Raw genomic sequence first — 12,717 nt, forward strand, 5'->3', positions numbered from 1 at the left:
CATGTAATGAACGTCCTCCCAGCCCGTTTTCGGGCCCCGCCGGTTTCATGATGGCCAGCTTCTTAGCGCAGATTGTCGCGCAGGAAAATCCCGATTTCAATGGGATTGGTGGCGCCCCTGCCATTGCCGCCCAAAGCCAGGGTGCGGGCGGCAGCGATCGCCTCGCGGATTTCACCATCGGGATTCTGGTCCAGCACCACGTCGATAGCCCCCGATTTGAGCCCCTTGCGGGTGGGCTCAGTGAGTTCATGGGCGATGACGCGGATCGCACCGGCACGGCCCGAGGCGTCGAGCGCCGCTACCAGCCCGGCATTGCCGGCGCCCAGATTATAAAGCCCGCTCAGGTCCGGATGGCGCATCAAAAGGTCGGTGACGATGGCCTCGGTCTCGCGGCGCTCGTCATGCCCTTCGATCGGCCCGATCAACTCGATCTTGCCGAATTCAGCGGCCAGCGCGGCGCGGAACCCGGCGAGGCGGTCGGAATGGTCGCGCAGATGCAGCGAGCCGGCGATGACCGCGACCTTGCCGCCCTGCGGCAAAAAACGCCCGAGCAGCGATGCCGCCGTGCGGCCGGCCGCGGCATTGTCGATGCCGATAAAGTGCCGGCGCAATGTTCCCGGCAGGTCCGAGACCAGCGTCATGACCACGATGCCACGGCGGGTGGCGCTGTCGACGGCGGTCTGCACGGAGGGCTCCTGGCTGGCCACGATGATGGCGCAGTCGCATTGGCGCGGATCGAGCGCATCGAGGCTCCGCGCCAGGGCGTCGGCGTCGAGCGCGCGGATACGCTGCGTCTCGATATGCATCCGATCGGTCAGCGCCAGACCGGCGCGGCGCTCCACCGCGTCGGCGAGACTGGCCATGAACTCGTTGGAGCCGTCGGGAATGACGAAGGTAAGCTTGAGATCGCGGGCGCGGGCCAGTAGCGACGCGCCGAGATCGCGCTGAAAACCGATCTCGGCGATGGCGGCTTCCACCCGCTCGACGGTCGCTGCACGCACGCCCGGACGGCCGTTGAGCACACGGTCCACCGTGGCCAGGGACACGCCGGCTGTCCGCGCCACATCGTGCACCGTGGCCCGCCGTCTCAAACCGATCTCGTTCACGTATCCTCCCGGTCTCATTGCACCGAGCTTTGGCAGGCTCGGGCGAAAGGTCAAGTGCGACGTTGCAGGGCCATGAAAAAGCAGGCTACACGTGGCCCGCAATTTGAGGAGGCAGGCATGGCCATTGCGGTTTCGACATTCGGTGAATACCAGGGCAAGCGGGTGGACCAGTTCCGCCTCGTCAGCACGACCGGGGTCACCGTCGATATCATCGGCTATGGCGTGGTGGTGCGCGACTGGCGCGTGCCGGTGGCCGGTGGGGAACGCTCGGTGGTGCTGGGCTTTGAGCAGTTCGATGCCTATCCCGCCCATAGCCCGCATCTGGGCTCGCTGGCCGGGCGTGTCGCCAACCGCATCAAGGATGCCTCGTTCGAGCTCAATGGCAAGACCTACAAGCTCCCAGCCAATGCCGGCAATCTGCAGTTGCATGGTGGCGCCGAGGGCCTGGGACGGCAGGTGTGGGACGGGCAGGTGGACGAGGCCAACAATGCGGTGCGCTTCACCCATTTTTCGCCGGACGGCGCTATGGGCTATCCCGGCAATGTCAATTTTTCGGCGACCTATACGCTCAAGGGCAACAGGCTGCGGCTGGAGCTGAGCGCCACCACCGACCAGGCTACCCCGATCAGCCTGGTGCAGCATCAATACTTCAATCTCGGCACCACATCCGATGTGCTCGACCACGCCATTCAGGTCAATTCGAGCGCCTATACCGAGCTGGGCAGCGATCTCGCTCCCACGGGCGCCATCCTGCCATCGCGCGGCACGATCTATGATCTGCGCACGCCCCGCACCATGCGCGATGCGGCGGGCAAGCCGGTCGACTACGACATCGGCATGGCGCTCGACACTGGCCGCAACAATGCGGATGCCATCGCCACCGTGGTCTCGCCGGACCAGGACCTGACGTTCAAGCTGTGGACCGACCGGCCCGGCGTGCAGGTCTATAATGGCGTCTGGACCGATATCCCGGTGCCGGGCCTCAATGGCAAGAGCTACAAGAAGCATGCCGGCTTCTGCCTCGAAGACCAGGCCTTTGCCGATGCGGTGCACAATCCGCATTTCCCCAATGTGATTTATTCGCCCGAACGCCCCTATCGCCACTGGTGCGAAATCGAGATCGCTTAAGTCACGCCCTTCCCCTCTCCCCTTGAGGGAGAGGGACGACCCGACGCGTTCAGCGGAGGGTCAGGGTGAGGGGTGCTGCGTTCCCCTATGCTTCGATACGTATGGGGACCGCTGACCCCTCATCCGCCCTTCGGGCACCTTCTCCCTCAAGGGGAGAAGGGGACCACCGCCCCTTAGCATCCTGCCACCACCTGTCAGGGCGCTCCGGCATTGTCTCTCCAACGAAACAGGAGAGCCATCATGCCCACCCCGTTCAGCATCGCCATCCCCGACGCCGATCTTGCGGACCTGAAATCCCGTCTGGCCGCCACCCGTTTTCCCCAGACCGTGGACGGCGCCGGCTGGGGCTATGGCATCGAGGATGGGTTCCTGCGCCGCTTTATCGACTATTGGGGCAAGCAGTATGACTGGCGTGCCGCCGAGGCGCGGCTCAACGCTTTCCGGCAATTCACGGAGGTGATTGACGGCGAGGTCGTGCATTTCGTCCATGCCAAAGGGCAGGGCAGCACCAATGTCCCGCTGCTGCTCACCAATGGCTGGCCGTCCAATTTCGTGGAGCTGCTGCCGCTCGTGCCGCTGCTGACCCAACCCGTCGATGGGGTCGCCTTCGACGTCGTCGTCCCCTCGCTGCCCGGCTATGGCTTTTCCGGCCAGCCAAGCAGACCGGGCATGAATCTCAGCGCCGTGGCGCCGCTCTGGGCCGAGCTGATGACGCGGCTCGGTTACCCCAAATTCCTCGTATCCGGCTCGGATCTGGGCGGTGGCGCCGAAATGGCGCTGGTGCGCGATTTCCCACAGCGCCTGATCGGGGCGCATTACGTCAACGTCTATTCCGGCTTTCCGCGCCCGGAGGATCCGACCCCCGAAGAGCAGGCCTATTTCGGCAGGATCGACTATTGGGGCTTTGCCGAAGGCGCCTATGCCATGATCCAGGGCACCAAGCCCGCGACGCTTGCCGTGGGGCTCAACGATTCCCCGGCGGGGCTGGCGGCCTGGATTCTCGAGAAGTACCAGAAATGGGGCGATACCGGCGGAGAGATGCTCAACGCCTTCGATCTCGACGATCTCTGCACGATCCTGTCGGTCTACTGGTTCACCCAGACCATCGGATCGTCGGTCCGGCTCTACAAGGAAGCCTTTGCCGATACCGAGCTGCCCAAGAAGGCGCCCAGGCATGACGTGCCGCATGCCGTGCTGCTGTTACCCGCCGACAATCCGGCGCCTCGGGCCTGGGGCGAGCGGCATCTCTGGAACATCGTGCGCTGGACCGAGCTGAGCGAAGGCGGCCACTTCCCGGCGCTCGAGGTCCCCGAGGCCCTGGCCCATGACATCCGAGCGTTTCATGGCCAGATTTCCTGAGCTCGCAGTCGACACCCTCCCCCTTGCGGGGAGGGATAGAAAATCCGCGTTCAGCGGATTTTCGAGGGTGAGGGGTGCTGCGCCATCCCTTGCTTCGATGTTCGCGGATGTCGCGAGCCCCCTCATCCGCCCTTCGGGCACCTTCTCCCGCAAGGGGAGAAGGGGAACTGGTGGGGATTTCCGGGCCATGGACCACGTCGGCAGAATCTGGCATCAAGAGCTCCCAAGGGAGAACAAAGCATGGACAAGACCGAGCGTCTCTTTGCGGTCATGGATGCGTTGCGCCGGCATCGCCGCCCGGTTACCGCGGCCGCACTTGCCGAGGAACAGGGCGTTTCCGTGCGCACGCTCTACCGCGACGTGCAGACCCTGGTCGGTCTGGGTGCGCCCATCGATGGCGAAGCGGGAGTCGGCTACATGCTGAAACCCGGTTTCTTCCTGCCACCACTGATGTTCACGCCCGAAGAGCTGGAAGCGCTGGTGCTGGGGGCCCGCTGGGTCGGCGCGCAGCCGGACGATGGCCTGGGCGCGGCGGCGAAGAACGCGCTGGCCAAGATCGCCACCGCCTCACCCGAGGATCTGCGCGACCGCATCAACGATACCGGCCTCTGGCCCGTCGCCGTCTGGAGCGCCGATTCGCGACAGCCCATGCCGATTCTGGGCCAGGTGCGCCAGGCGATGCGCACCGAAAAGGCGCTGCAGATTTCCTATGCAGACGAAAACGGCAATCCGTCCGAGCGGGCCATCTGGCCCGTGCAGCTGGCCTATTATGAGGGCAAGCAGGTCATTGCCGCCTGGTGTTGCCTCAGAACCGCCTTCCGCAACTTCCGCACCGACCGCATCGTGGCGCTGACGCTGACCGACGAGCGCTATGGCAAGCGCCGCGCCGTACTCGAACGCGAATGGCGCGACAGTTGGCAATATGACCGGCGCAGTGGCGGGACGGATCTCCGCTGAGCTCAGTCTTGGAGGATATTCTTGAGGCCGCGCCGCGCCGCCTTGAGCACGGCGGGATTGGTCCGGTAAAACCAGTTGCGGCCCTGCTTGTCGAGGGTCAGCAGGCCCGCCGTTCGTAACACCTTGAGATGTTCCGATACGGTGGCCACAGCCAGATTGGAGAGGTCTGCCAGCTCCCCCGCGGCGCGTGGCGCGTCCCGGCAGGCCCGCAGGAACAGGCGGCGATCGGGATGGGACAGGGCGCGCAGCACCTGGTCGAGGTCGATATCCATCAACCCTCGATCAGGGTCAGCACGTTGCCGGCCGGATCGGCGATCTGAGCCTTTTTGACCCAGCCATTGTCGGTCTTGGGCAGTACGACCCGCCCGCCTTCACGCACTGCCAGGTCCAGTGCGCCATTGAGATCGGCAACGACCACACCGAAGGTCAGCGATGGTACGGGCGTTTCGACGATGGCCCCATTGGGACTGCCTTCGGGCGTCGCGACCATGGCATAGCCTGGACCCCGCGGCGTGACATCCCAACCGAAGAGGTTGGTATAGAAGCGTTCTAGCGGCGCCAGCTCGGGTCCGGCGATGTCGAAATGGCCGAAGCCGTTAATGTGATGGGTCTTGCGCTGCGGATGGCTCATCGTCGCGCTCCATGATTCGGGTAAAGACGAAATGTTATGCAGCATATTTCGCCTTTTCCCGAACTGTCAAGCAGGCTCACCCCATCCGCGCATAGAGGCTCTCCGGCCGCACCATGTCATCGAGCTTGAACCGGTGATCGGCGGGGGGATGGGCCCGCTGCCCGCACTCCATCCGCGGACAGATGCGGCAACCCACCCCGATGGGGACGAGCTGGCTATCGCCGCCCAGATCCATGCCGTCGGAATAGATCATTTCCTTGGCGTGGTGGATCGAGCAGCCCAGGCCGATCGACATATAGCGGCGCGGCGCGTTGTAGCGGTAGTCGCCCTTGGCGATGGTGCGGGCAATGCAGAAATAGCGCTGCCCGTCCGGCATCTGGCTGAGCTGGATATTGATGCGCTCGGGGGCGAGAAAGGCCGAATAGATGTTCCAGCGCGGGCAGGCGCCGGAATGGCGCGGAATGTGGATGCCCGAGAGCGAGAAGCGCTTGGAAATATTGCCGGCAATGTCGGTGCGCACCAGATGCAGCGGTATCCCCGATGCGCCCTTCCTTTGCAGCGTCGTCATACGGTGGCACACCTGTTCGAAGCTTGCCCCGAACCGCCGCCCGATGCGCTCAATATCGTAGCGATAGTCGCGGCAGGCGCGGAGGAACGGCTCATAGGGCATGACCAGAGCCGCGGCGAAATAGGCCGCGAGGACGTTGCGCGCGAGAGCGGGGGCGTCGCCTTCAGGCAGGGTGGAGTCGGCAATGATGGCGTCGATCTCGCCGCCGGCCGCCAATTGCCCCAATTGGTGGGCGACCAGGAACAGCGCCGATTCGGCGGGCAGGATGTCGGAGACCAGCAGATGATTGCGCCGCGGGTCGAGCTGGCGGGCAATGCCGTGCGGCAGGGAGGCGAGCTGCACCTCGACACCAAAGACGTTGAACAGATAGGTGCGCAGGCCATAGTCGAAATTGTCGCCGGAATGGTCGATATCGGCGCGGATGCGCTCGGCCGCCGCTTCCAGCGCCGGGAAGTGGTTGGCGTTTTCCTGCAGGAAATCGGAAATGGCGTCGGTGGCGAGGTGAAACGGCTCGGCCTCGCCGGGCGCTGCCGGCGCCGGACCTGACTTGGCCACCAGCCGGTAGCGATCATAGAGCTTGAGAATGGCGCGGGCAGCGGCCGGATTGGCATGGGCCAGGTCGCGGATTTCCAGATTGGTCACGTCGCTATCGGCGAAGAGATCGTCGCCAAAGGCTTCCATCAGGTCGCCGACCAGCCGGCCCTCGTCGCTGTCGACCAGTTCGCCCGGCTCGACCCCGAAATGGCCGGCGATCGAAAACAGCAAAGGCACGGTCACCTTGCGGCGATTGTGTTCGATCAGGTTGAGATAGCTGGCCGAAATGCCCAGCGCCTGCGCCAAGTCGGCCTGCGCCAGTTTGCGTTGCCGCCGCAGGCGCTTGATGCGCCCGCCGATCTGCATATTGGACGTCTCGTCCATGCTTCCTCCTCCGGCGTAGCTTGACAGACTTTACAAAGCTGCACCCGAACTTGACCGCGCTTTACAGCTTTACTGGCCCTTATGCGGTTATTTCTTGCATGTTCCGGCCATTTGTCAAATCTTTACACCAACGAAGTGAGGAGACTTTAGCATGAGCCCGTCGATCAGCGAACGCGAGGAATATCTGACCATCATCGCCCCCACGGCCGTGCAGGCCATGGAACAGTTCAAGGCCCGCAGGCTGGATGAGCAGGGCTATGCCATTGCCGGCAAGATCGGCCGGCACCAGTTTTCGCTGGTCGGCGGGGAGGGCAGCACTGAGCTGTTTTCCGGCAACGGCATGATCGCCGCGACCTTCAGCCGAAAGGTGATGGGGTAGGTCACAAAATTCTCAGTCGACACCCTCCCCCTTGCGGGGAGGGATCAAGGGTGGGGGGTGTTTAGCCCGGATATTCGGGGCAACCGCCACCCCCTCCCAACCTCCCCCGTCGAGGGGGAGGTGCCGCGCAGCGGATGCGGTTCGATCCGCGCTGAGCGCAACAACTGTTCCACGTGAATCATCAAACCCGCCGGCCCACCGGATCGGCGAAGCCATGCTCCAAGGAGGAGACAACCATGCTCGACAAGCCAATTTTCCCGACCCCCGACTATGCACCCGACCGCTGGCGCAATATTGCCCGCACCTATAGCCAGACCGACGTGGCCCGCCTTTCGGGCTCGCTGCCGATCCGCCACTCGCTGGCTGAGAGTGGCGCCAAGCGGCTATGGGAATTGCTGCATAGCGAGGATTTTGTGCCGACGCTGGGCACCTTTACCGGCAACCAGGCGGTGCAGCAGGTCAAGGCCGGGCTCAAGGCCATTTATCTTTCCGGCTGGCAGGTGGCGGCCGACGCCAATACATCGGGCAATATGTATCCCGACCAGAGCCTTTATCCGGTCGACAGCGTGCCCAGCGTGGTCAAGCGCATCAACAAGGCGCTGCAGCGGGCCGACCAGATCCAGACCATGGAGCAGGCCGACGGCATTGCCACCACCGATCTCGATTTCTTCGTGCCCATCATTGCCGATGCCGAAGCCGGGTTTGGCGGTGCGCTCAATGTGTTTGAGCTGATGAAGGCGATGATCGAGGCCGGGGCCGCTGCGGTGCATTTCGAGGATCAGCTCGCGAGCGAAAAGAAATGCGGGCATCTCGGCGGCAAGGTGCTGGTGCCGACCAGCCAGTTCATCCGCACGCTCAATGCGGCGCGACTGGCGGCGGACGTCATGGGCGTGCCGACGCTGATCATGGCGCGCACCGATGCCGAAGCGGCACGGCTCATCACCTCAGATATCGATCCCTATGACGCCCCCTTTGTCAGCAAGGAACGCACGGCCGAGGGCTTCTACCAGCTCAAGGGTGGTATCGACGCCGCCATCGCCCGCGGCATCGCCTATGCGCCCTATGCCGATCTGATCTGGTGCGAGACCAGCAAGCCCGACCTGGCCGAGGCGAAGAAGTTCGCTGAAGCGGTGCGCAAGGCGCATCCCGAGCAGATGCTGGCCTATAATTGCTCGCCCAGCTTCAACTGGGCCAAGCATATGGATGAGGCCGCCATGGCCAGCTTCCAGCGCGAAATCGCGGCCATGGGCTACAAATACCAGTTCATCACGCTGGCGGGCTTCCACAATCTGAGCCTCACCACGTTCGAGCTGGCTCGCGCCTACAAGGCCGACGGCATGGCGGGCTATAGCCGGTTGCAGCAGGCCGAGTTCGCCGCCGAGCCGCACGGTTTCTCGGCCGTCCGGCACCAGCGCGAGGTGGGCACGAGCTATTTCGACGCCGTCTCCATGGCGGTGAGCGAAGGCAAGAGTGCCACCACAGCCATGGGGGAAAGCACCGAGACGGCGCAGTTCCATTGAGGGGCGCCGTCCTTCACCTCTCCCTTGGGGGAGAGGTCGGCGGCGCAGCCAACGGGTGAGGGGGCCTTTACTGGGTGAGGGCTTGGCGAAGGCCCCCTCACCCGACCCTTCGGGTCGACCTCTCCCCCAAAGGGAGAGGTGAAGAGGGGCGATCAAGCCCCCGGCAGCAATCCCCCCAGCCCTCCGAAGGCCAGGGCAGCCAGACCTAGAGTATGAGCCAGGGCAATGGCCCAGGTGGTGGCGACGAAGCGCGGCTTGACCGTCTTGTGGCGATAGACTTCCTGCGCTGCCAATCCGCCAATGATGCCGAAACAGAGGTCGACCACGTGCAGATTGGTCTCGCTGACGCGGTATTTGCCGGTTAGCGCATAGAGCTTGTCGAAGCGATAGAGCAACGCCGACCCCGCCCCCATGGCGGCATAGAGCAGGCCCAGCCAGGCTGGTGCCCGGTCGCCGGCGATGGCCCAGAGGATCAGCAGCGTCAGCACCGTCGCGGCGGCCGTGCGTAGTCCGATCTTGAAGCGCGAGACATTGCCCGAGCCCTGCCTGACATCGCGCAAGGTCGGCGAAGGGGTCGGGCTGGTCGCCGTGATGATAACGTTGATGGCGGAGGGGCGCCCCTTGCGGCCGGTCCCCGTCTCGAATGACACCATGTCGCCGATGCGGGGCCGCGCGCCCGGAGTCACCTTGGAAATATGGACATAATAGTCCCGCCCCGCGTCATCGCGCACGAAGCCATAGCCGCCCTTGTTGGTCCACTGGATCAGTTCGCCCGCTTTGCGCATTGTCATCCTGCTGGCACGTCACGGCGACAAATATGGGGCGGCCGGTTAACACGACTTCACCAATCGCAATTTAGTGTTGATCGGCATTCGACGATGGGCGTAGGCTCTGTCTGCGTCAACCAGGCATCTGCTGTTGCCATGTCCAAATCGGCCAAGCGCTTCGTTCTCAATCAACTCGAAAAGGCTGGCGTCACCCTCAATGGCGCCGATCCGTGGGACCCCCATGTCCACAATGATGGCCTCTGGGCGCGGCTGTTGCGGGACGGCACGCTGGGGCTTGGCGAAAGCTACATGGACGGCTGGTGGGATGCCGAAGAACTCGATCAGTGCCTGTTCCGCCTGATCAATGCCAGCATCCAGGACGCCTTCCCCAAGGACCTGGCGGAGATGTGGAGCGTTGCCCGCGGCCGGCTGCTCAATCTGCAGCGCCTGCGCGTCACCGAGGTGGGCGAGAAGCACTATGATATCGGCAACGACCTCTATGCCGCCATGCTCGACAAGCGGATGATCTATTCCTGCGCCTACTGGAAAGACGCCCGGGATCTCGACGCGGCGCAGGAGGCCAAGCTCGACCTGATCTGCCGCAAGCTGGGCCTGGTGCCGGGCATGCATATTCTCGATATCGGCTCGGGCTGGGGCGGCTTCCTCAAATTTGCCGCCGAACGCTATGGCGTGTCGGGGCTGGGCGTCACGGTCAGCAAGGAGCAGGCCGCCCTCGCCAATGAGCGTACTGCCGGCCTGCCGGTCGAAACGAAACTGCTCGACTATCAGGCGCTGGACGGGCAATTCGACCGGATCATCTCGATCGGCATGTTCGAGCATGTGGGCTACAAGAATTACCGGGCCTATTTCGAGAAAACCGCAAGCATGCTGGCGGCAGACGGGCTGTTTCTGCTGCACACAATCGGCGGACATCACTCCACCACCCATGGCGATCCGTGGAGCGAAAAATACATCTTTCCCAATGGCATGCTGCCCTCTATCCCCCAGATCGGCAAAGCCATAGAGGGCCTCTTTGTGATGGAGGACTGGCACAATTTCGGAGCCGACTACGACAAGACCCTGATGGCCTGGCATGCCCGGTTCGAGGCGGCATGGCCGCAGTTAAGTGCCTCGTATGACGCGCGTTTCTACCGGATGTGGCGCTATTATCTCAACGTCTTCGCCGCGCTGTTCCGTGCCCGCAATATCAGCCTGTGGCAGGTCGTGCTGTCGCCCCATGGCGTGTCCGGCGGCTATGCCAGCATCCGCTGACGCGGATTCACGTGAAACACTTATCCACAGGCTTATGCACAGGGCTATCCCTTAGGCCACGCCGAAGTTCAGCCGGTAGCTCAGTGCCTCGGCGATATGGGGCCGGCCGACTTTTTCCATGCCGGCGAGATCGGCCAGGGTGCGGGCGACCTTGAGCACGCGGTGATAGGCGCGGGCGGAGAGGTTGAAGCGCTCGGCGGCCTGCAACAGCAGAGCCTGGCTTTCCCGATCAGGATTGACCACCGTCTCGATCAGCGTCGGCCCGGCCGCCGCATTGGTGAAGATGTCCGGCGCGCCATGCTCGGCGAAGCGCTCGCGCTGCCGCGCGCGGGCCCGCGCCACGCGCTCGGCCACCACGGCTGAACTCTCGACCGCGGCAGAAGGGGTGATCATGTCGGCGGCGGTGACGGCCGGCACGTCGATGCGGATATCGATGCGGTCGAAAAAGGGGCCCGAGACCCGGCCTTGGTAATCGTCAGCGCAAGCCTTGCCGCGCCGGCAGGTATGGCCGGGCGTGCCCGCCAGCCCGCATTTGCAGGGATTCATCGCCGCAATAAGCTGTACCCGGCTCGGATAGCTCACCCGCGCATTGGCGCGCGCAATCACCGTCTCGCCCGATTCCAGGGGTTGGCGCAGGCTATCGAGCACGCTGGGTGCGAATTCGGGCAATTCGTCGAGAAACAGCACGCCGTTATGGGCCAGGCTCACTTCGCCCGGCCGCACCCGTAATCCGCCGCCCACCAAAGCCGCCATGGAGGCGGAGTGGTGCGGGGCGCGGAAGGGCCGGCGGTCGGAGAGGGCGCCATTGACCAGTTCGCCGGCAATGGACTGGATCATGGAAATATCGAGCAGCTCGCGCGGATCGAGCGGCGGCAGGATGGAGGGCAGCCGCGCTGCCAGCATCGATTTGCCGGCACCCGGCGGCCCCACCATCAGCATATTGTGCCCGCCGGCAGCCGCCACTTCCAGCGCCCGCCGCGCCACCAGCTGGCCACGCACTTCGCTGAGATCAGGCAGGGCCGTGTTGAGCAATCGCTTGCGCGGCAATGGTCGGGCCGCCAGCTGATGGCCGGTCAGGTGATTGGCCAAAGCCAGGAGGCTCTCCGCCGCCACGATATCGAGGTCTTCGCCGGCCCAGGCGGCTTCGGCGCCCGAGGGTTCGGCGCAGATCAGGCCAAGATCGCGGCTTTGGGCGGCAATGGCGGCCGGCAATATGCCCCCAACATGGGCCAGCCGTCCGTCCAGCCCCAGCTCGCCCAGCGCCAGATAGCCGTCGAGCGCATCCTGGGGAATGGCGCCAATGGCCGCCATGATGCCCAGGGCGATGGGGAGGTCATAGTGGCTGCCTTCCTTGGGCAGGTCGGCCGGCGCCAGATTGACCACGATGCGCTTGGGCGGGAGGCCGAGCCCCGAGGCAATGAGCGCGGCGCGCACCCGCTCGCCGGATTCATTGACGGCCTTGTCAGGCAGGCCGACCAGGATGATCTTGGGGATGCCGGGCGCGATCTGCACCTGCACATCGACCGGCACCGCCTCGATGCCCTGAAACGCCACGGTGGCAACGCGGGTGACCATGCCCAATTCCCCAAGCCCGATGCCAGCTTAGCAAAGTGGATTTCGGCAAACAAGAACGTAAAGCGAACAAAATACGACCTGTTAACCACGCCATTTGCCACAAAGGTAAACCTAATCGCCCATTAACCCGCTCATGTTGAATCAAAGGCTCATTTGTATTCTTGCGTGAGTGGTTTTCCGATGTTTGCCAGCCGGCCTTTTCCCTCGTTTTCCACGATCGCAAAGGGTGCCATTTCGGCCCTGCTGGCCGCACTGCTGGTGGCCTGTTCCTCGGGCGGCGGGCTTTATGGCCCGATCCAGGGCGACAACCGCCCGCATTCGGGCGTCGACCGCGCCCGCACCCTGCCGATCCAGGGGGTCGACGTGGCGCGCTACCAGGAAAATATCGATTTCCGCCAGACCTTTGCCTCGGGTATGCATTTCGTCTTCATGAAGGCGACCGAGGGCAAGGACTATCTCGACCCCAATTTCCGCGCCAACTGGGTGCGGGCACGCGATGCCGGCATGCCGCGCGGCGCCTATCACTTCATGACCTGG

13 protein-coding genes are annotated in these 12,717 nt (G+C 64.0%); 7 read left to right on the forward strand and 6 right to left on the reverse strand.

The features are described from left to right. Window positions 1-62: 62 nt before the first annotated feature. Window positions 63-1,106 carry a LacI family DNA-binding transcriptional regulator gene (locus tag V6M52_RS10780; RefSeq protein WP_332701027.1) on the reverse strand — a complete coding sequence of 348 codons (1,044 nt, stop codon included), beginning with the start codon at window positions 1,104-1,106 and terminating at the stop codon, window positions 63-65. A 117-nt stretch (window positions 1,107-1,223) separates the two neighbouring features. Between V6M52_RS10780 and V6M52_RS10785 the strand changes: the two genes are divergently transcribed. From V6M52_RS10785 to V6M52_RS10795, 3 genes are all read left to right on the forward strand, one after another. Beyond that, on the forward strand, window positions 1,224-2,234 hold the full coding sequence (locus tag V6M52_RS10785; RefSeq protein WP_332687279.1) for an aldose epimerase family protein: 1,011 nt from the start codon (window positions 1,224-1,226) through the stop codon (window positions 2,232-2,234). A gap of 240 nt (window positions 2,235-2,474) precedes the next feature. Continuing rightward, a complete protein-coding gene (locus tag V6M52_RS10790) occupies window positions 2,475-3,593 on the forward strand; it encodes an epoxide hydrolase family protein (RefSeq protein WP_332701028.1) in 1,119 nt (372 codons plus the stop codon). Between the two features lie 240 nt (window positions 3,594-3,833). Then, on the forward strand, window positions 3,834-4,550 hold the full coding sequence (locus tag V6M52_RS10795) for a helix-turn-helix transcriptional regulator (RefSeq protein WP_332687283.1): 717 nt from the start codon (window positions 3,834-3,836) through the stop codon (window positions 4,548-4,550). A 2-nt stretch (window positions 4,551-4,552) separates the two neighbouring features. On the opposite strand, the gene V6M52_RS10800 is transcribed toward V6M52_RS10795, so the two are convergent. From V6M52_RS10800 to V6M52_RS10810, 3 genes are all read right to left on the reverse strand, one after another. Continuing rightward, window positions 4,553-4,822 carry an ArsR/SmtB family transcription factor gene (locus tag V6M52_RS10800; protein WP_332687285.1) on the reverse strand — a complete coding sequence of 90 codons (270 nt, stop codon included), beginning with the start codon at window positions 4,820-4,822 and terminating at the stop codon, window positions 4,553-4,555. Then, complete coding sequence (locus V6M52_RS10805) at window positions 4,822-5,181, reverse strand: VOC family protein (RefSeq protein WP_332701029.1); 360 nt, start codon at window positions 5,179-5,181, stop codon at window positions 4,822-4,824. Before V6M52_RS10805 ends, V6M52_RS10800 begins: the two co-directional genes overlap by 1 nt. Window positions 5,182-5,257: 76 nt before the next feature. After that, entirely contained in the window at window positions 5,258-6,667 is a 1,410-nt protein-coding gene (locus V6M52_RS10810; protein ID WP_332687289.1) for a helix-turn-helix domain-containing protein, read from the reverse strand. 151 nt (window positions 6,668-6,818) lie between these two features. On the opposite strand from V6M52_RS10810, the gene V6M52_RS10815 reads away from it, so the two are divergent. Continuing rightward, on the forward strand, window positions 6,819-7,046 hold the full coding sequence (locus tag V6M52_RS10815) for a hypothetical protein (RefSeq protein ID WP_332701030.1): 228 nt from the start codon (window positions 6,819-6,821) through the stop codon (window positions 7,044-7,046). 236 nt (window positions 7,047-7,282) lie between these two features. Then, window positions 7,283-8,566 carry an isocitrate lyase gene (aceA, locus tag V6M52_RS10820; protein ID WP_332701031.1) on the forward strand — a complete coding sequence of 428 codons (1,284 nt, stop codon included), beginning with the start codon at window positions 7,283-7,285 and terminating at the stop codon, window positions 8,564-8,566. Between the two features lie 152 nt (window positions 8,567-8,718). Here the strand turns inward: aceA and V6M52_RS10825 are convergent, their stop codons facing one another. Beyond that, window positions 8,719-9,351 (reverse strand): cold shock and DUF1294 domain-containing protein, encoded by a 633-nt coding sequence (locus tag V6M52_RS10825; RefSeq protein WP_332687295.1) that lies wholly within the window; start codon window positions 9,349-9,351, stop codon window positions 8,719-8,721. Between the two features lie 138 nt (window positions 9,352-9,489). Here V6M52_RS10825 and cfa point away from each other — a divergent pair, with 138 nt between their 5' ends. Beyond that, window positions 9,490-10,605 carry a cyclopropane fatty acyl phospholipid synthase gene (gene cfa, locus V6M52_RS10830; protein ID WP_332701032.1) on the forward strand — a complete coding sequence of 372 codons (1,116 nt, stop codon included), beginning with the start codon at window positions 9,490-9,492 and terminating at the stop codon, window positions 10,603-10,605. Between the two features lie 51 nt (window positions 10,606-10,656). Here cfa and V6M52_RS10835 read toward each other — a convergent pair whose 3' ends face one another. Continuing rightward, a complete protein-coding gene (locus tag V6M52_RS10835; protein WP_332701033.1) occupies window positions 10,657-12,180 on the reverse strand; it encodes a YifB family Mg chelatase-like AAA ATPase in 1,524 nt (507 codons plus the stop codon). A 180-nt stretch (window positions 12,181-12,360) separates the two neighbouring features. Here V6M52_RS10835 and V6M52_RS10840 point away from each other — a divergent pair. After that, window positions 12,361-12,717, forward strand: a 357-nt coding sequence (locus V6M52_RS10840; RefSeq protein WP_332701034.1) for a glycoside hydrolase family 25 protein, incomplete at its 3' end; no start/stop codon positions are given.

Source organism: Devosia sp., assembly GCF_036676215.1.
In the GTDB taxonomy this organism is placed as follows: Bacteria; Pseudomonadota; Alphaproteobacteria; order Rhizobiales; family Devosiaceae; genus Devosia.

Coding starts and splice junctions, on each gene's coding strand:
- V6M52_RS10785 (WP_332687279.1), top strand. CDS start 1,224: ATGGCCATTGCGGTTTCGACATTCGGTGAATACCAGGGCAAGCGGGTG.
- V6M52_RS10790 (WP_332701028.1), top strand. CDS start 2,475: ATGCCCACCCCGTTCAGCATCGCCATCCCCGACGCCGATCTTGCGGAC.
- V6M52_RS10795 (WP_332687283.1), top strand. CDS start 3,834: ATGGACAAGACCGAGCGTCTCTTTGCGGTCATGGATGCGTTGCGCCGG.
- V6M52_RS10800 (WP_332687285.1), bottom strand. CDS start 4,822: ATGGATATCGACCTCGACCAGGTGCTGCGCGCCCTGTCCCATCCCGAT.
- V6M52_RS10805 (WP_332701029.1), bottom strand. CDS start 5,181: ATGAGCCATCCGCAGCGCAAGACCCATCACATTAACGGCTTCGGCCAT.
- V6M52_RS10810 (WP_332687289.1), bottom strand. CDS start 6,667: ATGGACGAGACGTCCAATATGCAGATCGGCGGGCGCATCAAGCGCCTG.
- V6M52_RS10815 (WP_332701030.1), top strand. CDS start 6,819: ATGAGCCCGTCGATCAGCGAACGCGAGGAATATCTGACCATCATCGCC.
- aceA (WP_332701031.1), top strand. CDS start 7,283: ATGCTCGACAAGCCAATTTTCCCGACCCCCGACTATGCACCCGACCGC.
- V6M52_RS10825 (WP_332687295.1), bottom strand. CDS start 9,351: ATGCGCAAAGCGGGCGAACTGATCCAGTGGACCAACAAGGGCGGCTAT.
- cfa (WP_332701032.1), top strand. CDS start 9,490: ATGTCCAAATCGGCCAAGCGCTTCGTTCTCAATCAACTCGAAAAGGCT.
- V6M52_RS10835 (WP_332701033.1), bottom strand. CDS start 12,180: ATGGTCACCCGCGTTGCCACCGTGGCGTTTCAGGGCATCGAGGCGGTG.